Origin of the sequence: Roseiarcus sp., from assembly GCF_052145395.1 — a bacterium.
GTDB lineage: Bacteria > Pseudomonadota > Alphaproteobacteria > Rhizobiales > Beijerinckiaceae > Roseiarcus.
Genome location: NZ_JBKQOT010000394.1, coordinates 1 through 8072 on the forward strand (window position 1 = coordinate 1; position 8072 = coordinate 8072).

Below are 8072 nucleotides of genomic sequence, written 5' to 3' on the forward strand. Positions count from 1 at the left end.
CTGCACATCGGACATCTTCGCTTTTTAAAACCTCGCGGACGGCGGCTTGCAATGTCTCGCCAGTCAAAAACTGTTGCATAGAAGCCTCAATGGTGGGCCGTAGATATCATGAGCCCAGCATGCGAACGGGATGTCAGCAATGTGGCATGCTGTCACGGTGAAAACTCAACCGCGCAGATGTTGCCACGGTTGCTCCCGGTAGTTCGGTGGTTTGTTAGAGAGACGCGACCGCGCGTCGTGGTTGGCGTGGACCTCGCTGTAACGGCTCTCACAACCCATTCTCGCCGCCGCCGGATAAGCGCGGATTCAGACCGCCATCGACAAGGGGAGCGCCGTCGAGGCTCCAGAAGCGGATCGCGCCGTCGCCGCCCCAGCTGAGTCTTTGCAACCTGAGCGCTCGCATTGAGCTCCCGCGGCGGAGTGAACATCCTGAGAAACCCGCCGAATTGCATTCAAACAACCCGCCGATTCGAGCCAGATGCACCTAGCGATACAACGCAACAGCCGCGGTGGATATCCGATTGAGCGTTGATCGGACCTCATACAGCAAATCGTCAGCCGGTATATTTGGATCTTGCTGTGAGACTTCGTATCCGAGACCCATGGCGTATTCGCTGAACGCGATTTCGTAAGAGAGTCTCCGGAAGGCGGTGTCCTCGACACTTCCGTCGCCGAGGGCAGCTGCTACGAGCGGATGATCGAGATTTATGAGGATTGTCAGCGCAGCGGGATCATATACAGAGCGTTCCTCAGCTTTTCCAAGGTTCCTGTATTCAACTCTGAACCCTCCTTGAGGGCGTCGACGCTTACCGTCAGCTCCTCCGATAGGGTCGACAGCGTTATCGCCCGTAGGGTTGGGCGTGCCGCGCGCCTGCACGTGGGGAGGTGTCGGATTGGGTTTTGGCGAGCTTGGCTCTGGGCCAGGGCCATTGGGTTTCTTTGGCGTCGCCTTGACAGTCACCCCCGGTGTTTGGACGCCCTGAACCCAATCATCCGGGCCCGCATCAGTTGGCTGGGAACCAAACTGGGCGAGTGCCGCTCCTTTGCGCGCAGACGCCGCCCTAATTTCGTTAAGTCGGTCGCTGACCTTGCGAAAATCCTCATTGAGAATTTCAGCAATCTTGTTGGCTTCCTGCGCAAGTCGCCTCGCTTGTTCAGTCTTGCGAGCGTCCTTCGACTTCCGGACGAGCGTCGCGCGTACCTCTTCAAGTTTTGAGCCAATTAATCCAAGTAGTATGGCAACGACGGGGTGTTGCGGATTGAGCTGCAGGGAGCGGGTAGGATCGTATGGCTGAATCGGAGACGAGTGTTCCTCGAGAGCCGGAACATCGACGTCGCCGAACAAGTAGTTGCCGAACTCTTTGGTTTCGATTCCAGCGCGCTCGATAGCAACCAGATTACCCGCGCCCGCCGTGACGGTGATGCCCTGCTCCGCTTGCGGCAGTGGTGCCTTCGCCACCTTGACGATTAATGTAGTGTCACCAATCACGTCGCGCTGCGACGGTGATGGCTCGAATTCGAACGTTTCGAAGGTCTCGGGTTCGCGATAGCTACATACATGGTTGTCGATGGCGACCGCCGGCGCGCTGGCCCTGAATGCTTGCAGGTGACGCTCGACATATTCGATGATCGATGCCTGCTTGATGCGATCCAGATTGATGTCCAGAATCGAAGCGACCGTGCCGTTCGGTTCGTCGACGTCCTTGTCCCGTACCTCCCACTGAACCGGGATATCCATCCCGCCACTGCTCTCGATCATCTCGCGGTTCAACAAGACGACGTTGCGCTTCGCGTTGCGTACAGTATCGATTCGGAGCGTGTTAGCGATCCCGAAGGCTGCTGACTTGCCGGTACCGAATTTTCCTCGTCCGGCGCGACCGGATAGCCGGTCGAGATTCTCGCCATGCATGCGAAAAAAATGACGTAGGTCAGCGGCAGACATGCCACGGCCATTGTCCGATATCGTAATGCCCTTTCGCCCCGGAGCGATGGTCACCTGAACGCGCGGCGAAACCCCGGCATCGACGTATTGCAGGCTATTGACGACGTATTCCCACACGACCGCTGCCTCGTTCTTGAAGGATGCTGCGGAGGCAAGGAGATCGCGGCCTACATGGGAAGTGACCTTGAGCTGGGTTTGAGCGGTCATTGCTCGGCCTCGCTGTTAAGGATTTTAATGAGGTGATCGAGAAACGGGGCGACCTCGTGGTCGTCGGTGAATTGCGAACGAAGGCGCGTGATTTTGGCTTCGCGTAGATCGCCTCTTGCGTAGCTATCGATGCGGAAGACCTCTTTCGCTTGGGCGGTAGAAATATCGCGGTTGCGGCTACTCCAACCCGCCCAGGCTGCAGTGGAGATCAGGCGAGCGCGCTCCCGCCTCCAGCGCTGCTCGTCGACCGACCCTGATCGGAGTTCAGCGCGGCTCCGAGAGATGTCTAACTGGCCGATCTCGTGGGCCGCCTCTTCAGCCCACTTCAATCCCTTCTGAGTGAGCCGCCAGCCCGTCCTGCCTGAGCCGAGGACGAGTTCGCCCTTCATCTTCGCGTCAGAGAGATAGACCCTGATCAGCTCAAGGTTGATCTGATCAGGATATTTTTTCCATGTGAAGCGGCCAGGTGCCAGCTGATGCGCCTTCACAGCGACGTCCTCCGTATCCACGGCGCGTTGTGCGCCGCCGAGGAGGTGCACAGCCAGCGCCACGACCTCCATTTGTGAAGGATCGTTTGTCAACTCTTTTTGTAGACGTTTTTTCATTGCTCGTGTAGGCTATGGGACCATCACCAATTATTCAAGCAAAAATGGCCGGCAAAAGAGTTGACGGATGGGGCGCTCCAGGCACCGCCTTGTTGCCTCAAAGTCTGCGGGATGCCTGGGCGGGAGAGGCTCTCCCCGAATGGATTGCAAAGGAGTTTGGGCTTGCGATCGGCGCCGGTGCTGCGGCACTTGATGAGTCGGTTTGGGAGGTATCGGGTCAAAATAGTTTGAGCGATAGACAGCGAAATTTCGTTTTAAATCTCGTGCAGAGTCGTCGATCGGAAATTGAGAGCCTGCCAACGTTCAAGTTGAAGGTCCCTTATTGGCTAGATTTGAAAGGGCTGCCATTTTCGACGCGAACACGAAATTGTCTCGTGGTCGGCGGATTGCTCGGAGAGCCGGATCAGCTTGCCAAGGTGACGTTCGCGCGCCTCTTCCAAATCCCTTCAATGGGAGTCGTGTCGATCCTTGAATTCACCTGCTTGACCGAAGCAGCCTTGCTCAGAGCGAGTACGAGGGAGGTTTCGCAGCTCTTTGACGAGCTTCTTGAAGTTGTCTCCGAGCCTTGGGTGGACCAAGTGGGGTCGGCCGACCCGCGCTTCTCAGACCTGATTCCGCCAAGCACATCCGCAACCTTAATGGAATTGATGGACACGTTGACGAGTGCGCCAGATGTGGACGTGTCAGCGCTGGATCAACTCGCACATGCCGTGCCCGAACTGCGTCGCAGGCTCGCGGCGATTAAGGGTCAACCGTTAGAACAACAGCTCGGCGAGTTTCTCGGAGCCCTCTCGCGCTACGAAGGGGAGAGGCTGAAAGCACTGAACGATCGGCTCGGATGGAATGGTGTGCCGCCGATCACACTTGAGGAAGCCGGGGCTCGACTCGGCGTCACGCGTGAAAGGCTCCGGCAGCTTCAGGAGCGGATAAACAATCGACTCAAAGGCATCTCCTTTGCCGTTTATATGCCAGCGCTGGACGAGGCGCTGCAGTTGGTCATGGAGCGAAGCCCGCTCAGTATCGATGCCGCGTCGGCCCTTGTAAGGACGAGCGGGCTGAGTCGGGTAGATTTCCATCCGGAGAGCCTGATCAGCGCAGCGGAGGCTTGCGGCCGGAAGCCGCTGATTCGGATTCAAACCATAGGCAAGAAGAGAATCGTGTCTGCAGCCGCGGTGCCCTATGCCGATTCCGTGCTGCGAATTGCCTATCGGCAAGCGCACGCCTCGGGAGCTTCCAACGTCGGCGAGGTGTTTGCCGAGCTGCAGTCAACGGGCATGGACGCAGAAGCGGCGGTTGTGCAGCAAGTGCTGCGGAACTTTTCCGACGTAGAGTTCCTTGAAGAAGACTGGTTCTGCCATCGCCCGGCTAACCCAGAGCGGGACCGTTTGCGCAATACGACGCGCAGGATGCTGTCTGTCGCCTCGCCGATCGAACTTAGTTCGCTGCGGGAGGGTATTCGGCGCGAGTATCGCTACCGCGGCTATCGCGGAATGAAAACCTGGTCCCTGCTCGTGCCGCCACGCTCAGTGCTACGCGCATACTATCGGGCGCATCCGGAATTCATGATCGATGAAAACGAGTTGGTGAAGCCCGTTGACCCGCTCGACTACCGGGTGGAACTCGCCCTCAACGATGCGATTCTGGTCGATGTCCTACGGTCATCGCCGGCATCCGTACTCGATCGCGCCAGCCTTGTCGCCGAGTGCGCCCGTCGTTCGATGAACCTGAATACCTTGTCGCTCTACCTTACTTACAGCCCCGTGATTTTGCATATCGGGACCGACATCTGGTCACTGCGTGGGGTGCGCGTTGATCCGGCGGCCATCGAAGCTGTGCGCACCGCGAATGCGCTGCGCGAGCGGGAGAAGCGGGTGCTCGATCACGGATGGACGCCCCAGGGGCGGTTATGGGTCGCCGCAAGGCTACCGGCCATCAATGGGGGCACTTTCGTGTTGGGCATCCCAAGCGCAATCAGGAACTACCTCGCCGGTAGGCAATTCACCTTCGCCGATGAGGACGGAATCTCACACGGCACGGTGAAGATAAGCGACGAAGGGATGTCCTATGGCCTCGGCTCCTTCCTGCGCCAACGGGGTGCGGACGAAGGTGATATTCTCGTCGCCGAATTCGATCTCGGAGCGGGTGCGGCTGTGATGCTCCTGGGCGACGATGAGCTGCTTGACGAATTGAGTCCGGAGACATGACCTGCAGACGCACTCGGGCCTCCGCCAGTGCGGCGGCGCTCGAGCGCGTCCGATCCCTTGCCCGTCTGGGCGTCGATGCCAAGCCCTGAGCGGCCCTGCTCGACGAGTGCTGACCCGGTTCCCGAAAGAGCACGCTAACGCCGGTCGCATTGACCTGTTGCCGTTCAAACGGTGCCAATCTTTTCAATTCTGTTGCCTCGACTGCGTCTAGTCGCTGGTGCGCGGGATGTAATCCAACCCCGGAAGGCTCAATCCAGGCGACGTCGGATCCCATTCGAGGCGCCGCGTGACGCGGGAAAGGTCTGGAGCACTCACAACAAAACGCTCGTCGTATCGGACATACAGGGTGTCGAAGAAGCCGCTCAGCTTCAGCGGGCTGTCAAATGGCGGGAAGCTATCGATCAGTGAGTTTCGGTGGGCGCCATGCATCTCGACGAGCCCGAAGCCAATCGCTTCATATCGGCTGACATCGTTACGGATGCCGCGACGACCCACGAGTTCGCGAAGTGCATTGTGAAAGCGAACGATGCCGGCGACCGGCTCACCGCCCTCCGTCATTGCAATGTCGTTGGCCGCGAGCCTCCTTACGCCTTCGGTTGCGTAGTAAAGCTCCGTGGCCACTTCAGCAACATCGTCCAGCGCCGCTTCGACCGCTCGGTTCGCTCGAAGCAAGACAAGGTAGCCGAGCACAAGCCCCGGATAGGTGATGTGCAGGTTGGTGCACTCACCGATGGTCTCTTCCATCCGGTTGGTGAGGTTCCGAAATGCGCCCGTCACGCCCTTGCATGAAACGGCCAATACAGGGCCGATCCCTTCGCGTGTGATGACGACGTCGACGTTCTTGGTCTTCAGCCCGCCGAGGACGGTTCGCTCGCCACCCCGCGCGAGATCCGGATTGAAATGAAGGATAGGCGCGCGGCCGGAGCGCCGCTCCACCTGAAAAGGTGGCCTCGGTACAATGTCGTCGGGATCAAAGCCGCCTTCGATAACCAGGCGGCATGCCACGTACCAATGAAGGGGCTTGATGTGACTCGCACTCTGAGTCTTTCCGGTGAATTCTGCAAAGGCAGCGAGCGCCTCGGCCTGGTTCGTCCACTGGCAGGTTTTCGTCTCCAGATCAGTTGGCATAATGCCTCCAGCGCTGGAGCGTTTCGATCGCCTCCTCCAGGGCCTCCTCGTACGCGGCGACACCGATGCGTTCAGAGGGGAAAAGGATCTGCGTGGCTTCTCGGGGTTCAAGTTTGAGCATCCCTCCACCCAACGCATGCCCTTCGAGCTCGCAGCTCAGCCGAACGAACGGCGTAGACCAGTGCGGGAATAGCTTCGCGGCGAGCGGCTTGTTGTGAATGCGAACCGAGTGGACGCTATTGGTGCACGTCACGCCCGCCACGTTCCGAACCAAATTGGCGGCTCGCCCGGCCATGTAACTCATCACGTAGTCCGGCACCTGCACGTCAGGGACGACATACCAAGGGGTTCGGTTGCGACACTTGTAGCCCTGGCGCGCCGCCACCCCGCCGCTGCTATCGAGATAAGACAAAACTGACCGGGGCAGCTCCTGTCCGCGCTTCAGCCGGAGCAGGAGCACTGGATCGTCAGACGTTGTCCAGGCTTCGACGGTCGCCTTCGTGATTTGGCGGCTTGGCATCGCCCGCCCATTCCGAAGGCTCGGATGGAGGAAGATCGACGGGATCTTCCAGCACTTCGCCTCTGACGGGCGCAGATGGAAAAAGTCGTTGTCTCCGCTGACGTAGCCGATCCCGACGTGAGCAATGTCTCCGAGGCGTCGGCTGTCCGGATCACTAATTGTCGAGGCGTAGAGACCACGGATCTCCTTGGGCATCAGGAAGGGTCGGAGACGTCGTGACCAGATTGTCCGCCACTCATCGAGGTCGACCTGAACAGTCACCTTCGGGCGGCGTGGACTTGGCTTGAAGTAGTCGCAGACGGTGAAGGCGATCCGGTTCGTCGACCCGCCGTAGTCCTCAGCGTAAAGCAGCCAGCAGTCCTCAGACAGCGCCGGGAATAGCTTGCTCCGTATGGCAATGATCTGGACCTCGGAGAAGGACCCGACCAGGAACTCTAACAGGGGCGCGGCATATGGCGCGTGGCCGATTTCCGCCGGCACAACGAACGCCATCCGTCCTTCAGGCTTCAGGAGAGCGGCCGTCGCGACCAGAAATGGTGCCCAGGAGGATGTAAGTCCGGTGAAGTGCACCCCATGAGAAGCGCAAAGCTCCAGAGCCCGCTGGCGAACCTCACCTTTGAAACTTTGATACCGAATGAACGGCGGATTTCCAGCCGCGCACTCGAACCGCTCCTGCGTCTGTGCAGCCCAGGCGAAGAAGTCGCCCTCGTGCACGAGCGCCCACGGAGCAGTAGCAATCGCGGCCTGCGCTGAGTGGAGATTCTCCTCGATACCCACCGCATTGCGATGGATGGCCAAGAATTGTCCATCCCCACAAGAAGGATCGAGGAGTCGGTCGCTCGGAACACGGAGTGCCCAGGACACGAGCGCACGGGCGACGTCGCTGGGCGTGAAATACGCGCCAGACTGCTTCTGATAGAATATCGGCGAATCAGCCCGCATGAGCCCCCTCATGACTGATCCTATGGCCTTTCCACTTGCACCGCGATCCCCACGCGAACAATCACACGTCGACCGCGATTAGAGCTTCCAGTCCTGCAATCGTTTTGTGTTCCAACCCCTCGACGAGGTTCTTGTGCGCCTGCTTCCGGGCGCGAGCGCGGGCGGCCAAGCCGATGCGCTCCAATATCGTCGCGGCAGGCAATAAGATGCCGTGCCTTCGCAGATGGCCAATCTGGGCGGCGACAATTTCCTCGCCCCTGTCGGAGCCGATCGCTTCGTCCAAAGCCACTTTCGCAGTCGCTCGATAATCGTGCCGTTGAAAAGGGCGAACGCCAAGATAGTTCTGCAATTCGCCCAGATGTTCCCAACGCGTTTCGTCCCGTTGCGCATATCCGGAGAAAGCCGCGGCCGAATCAGCGTGATGTCCTAGGAAGAAAATGTGTAGTGCCGGACGATGGTCGACTCGCGCGTGCTGAGGCAGCCTTCAATGAGGCTGCAATGCGACGCAAATAGCAGACACTCGG

Annotated in this window: 6 protein-coding genes; 1 reads left to right on the plus strand and 5 read right to left on the minus strand. The window is 59.2% G+C overall.

Going from position 1 to position 8072, the window contains the following annotated elements; translation table 11 throughout:
• Positions 1-484 precede the first annotated feature (484 nt).
• Together ACLP25_RS13195 and ACLP25_RS13200 are read right to left on the minus strand one after the other, a co-directional pair.
• The gene (locus ACLP25_RS13195) at positions 485-2149 is read right to left on the minus strand and encodes an ATP-binding protein (protein ID WP_442469647.1); all 1665 of its coding nucleotides are present in this window, start codon (positions 2147-2149) and stop codon (positions 485-487) included.
• On the minus strand, positions 2146-2754 hold the full coding sequence (locus ACLP25_RS13200) for a hypothetical protein (RefSeq protein ID WP_442469648.1): 609 nt from the start codon (positions 2752-2754) through the stop codon (positions 2146-2148). The genes ACLP25_RS13195 and ACLP25_RS13200 overlap by 4 nt, the downstream gene beginning before the upstream one ends.
• Positions 2755-2798: 44 nt before the next feature.
• Between ACLP25_RS13200 and ACLP25_RS13205 the strand changes: the two genes are divergently transcribed.
• Positions 2799-4958 carry a hypothetical protein gene (locus tag ACLP25_RS13205; protein WP_442469649.1) on the plus strand — a complete coding sequence of 720 codons (2160 nt, stop codon included), beginning with the start codon at positions 2799-2801 and terminating at the stop codon, positions 4956-4958.
• Positions 4959-5165: 207 nt separating this feature from the next.
• Here the strand turns inward: ACLP25_RS13205 and ACLP25_RS13210 are convergent, their stop codons facing one another.
• From ACLP25_RS13210 to ACLP25_RS13220, 3 genes are read right to left on the minus strand one after another with little or no spacing between them, the layout of a single operon-like run.
• Complete coding sequence (locus tag ACLP25_RS13210) at positions 5166-6086, minus strand: hypothetical protein (RefSeq protein ID WP_442469650.1); 921 nt, start codon at positions 6084-6086, stop codon at positions 5166-5168.
• Positions 6076-7560 (minus strand): N-6 DNA methylase, encoded by a 1485-nt coding sequence (locus ACLP25_RS13215; protein WP_442469651.1) that lies wholly within the window; start codon positions 7558-7560, stop codon positions 6076-6078. Before ACLP25_RS13215 ends, ACLP25_RS13210 begins: the two co-directional genes overlap by 11 nt.
• Before the next feature lie 49 nt (positions 7561-7609).
• The gene (locus ACLP25_RS13220; protein ID WP_442469652.1) at positions 7610-8029 is read right to left on the minus strand and encodes a DUF4158 domain-containing protein; all 420 of its coding nucleotides are present in this window, start codon (positions 8027-8029) and stop codon (positions 7610-7612) included.
• Positions 8030-8072: the final 43 nt, after the last annotated feature.

Excerpts from the sequence above, each read along its gene's own strand:
- ACLP25_RS13195 (WP_442469647.1), bottom strand. The coding sequence starts at position 2,149 with ATGACCGCTCAAACCCAGCTCAAGGTCACTTCCCATGTAGGCCGCGAT.
- ACLP25_RS13200 (WP_442469648.1), bottom strand. The coding sequence starts at position 2,754 with ATGAAAAAACGTCTACAAAAAGAGTTGACAAACGATCCTTCACAAATG.
- ACLP25_RS13205 (WP_442469649.1), top strand. The coding sequence starts at position 2,799 with ATGGCCGGCAAAAGAGTTGACGGATGGGGCGCTCCAGGCACCGCCTTG.
- ACLP25_RS13210 (WP_442469650.1), bottom strand. The coding sequence starts at position 6,086 with ATGCCAACTGATCTGGAGACGAAAACCTGCCAGTGGACGAACCAGGCC.
- ACLP25_RS13215 (WP_442469651.1), bottom strand. The coding sequence starts at position 7,560 with ATGAGGGGGCTCATGCGGGCTGATTCGCCGATATTCTATCAGAAGCAG.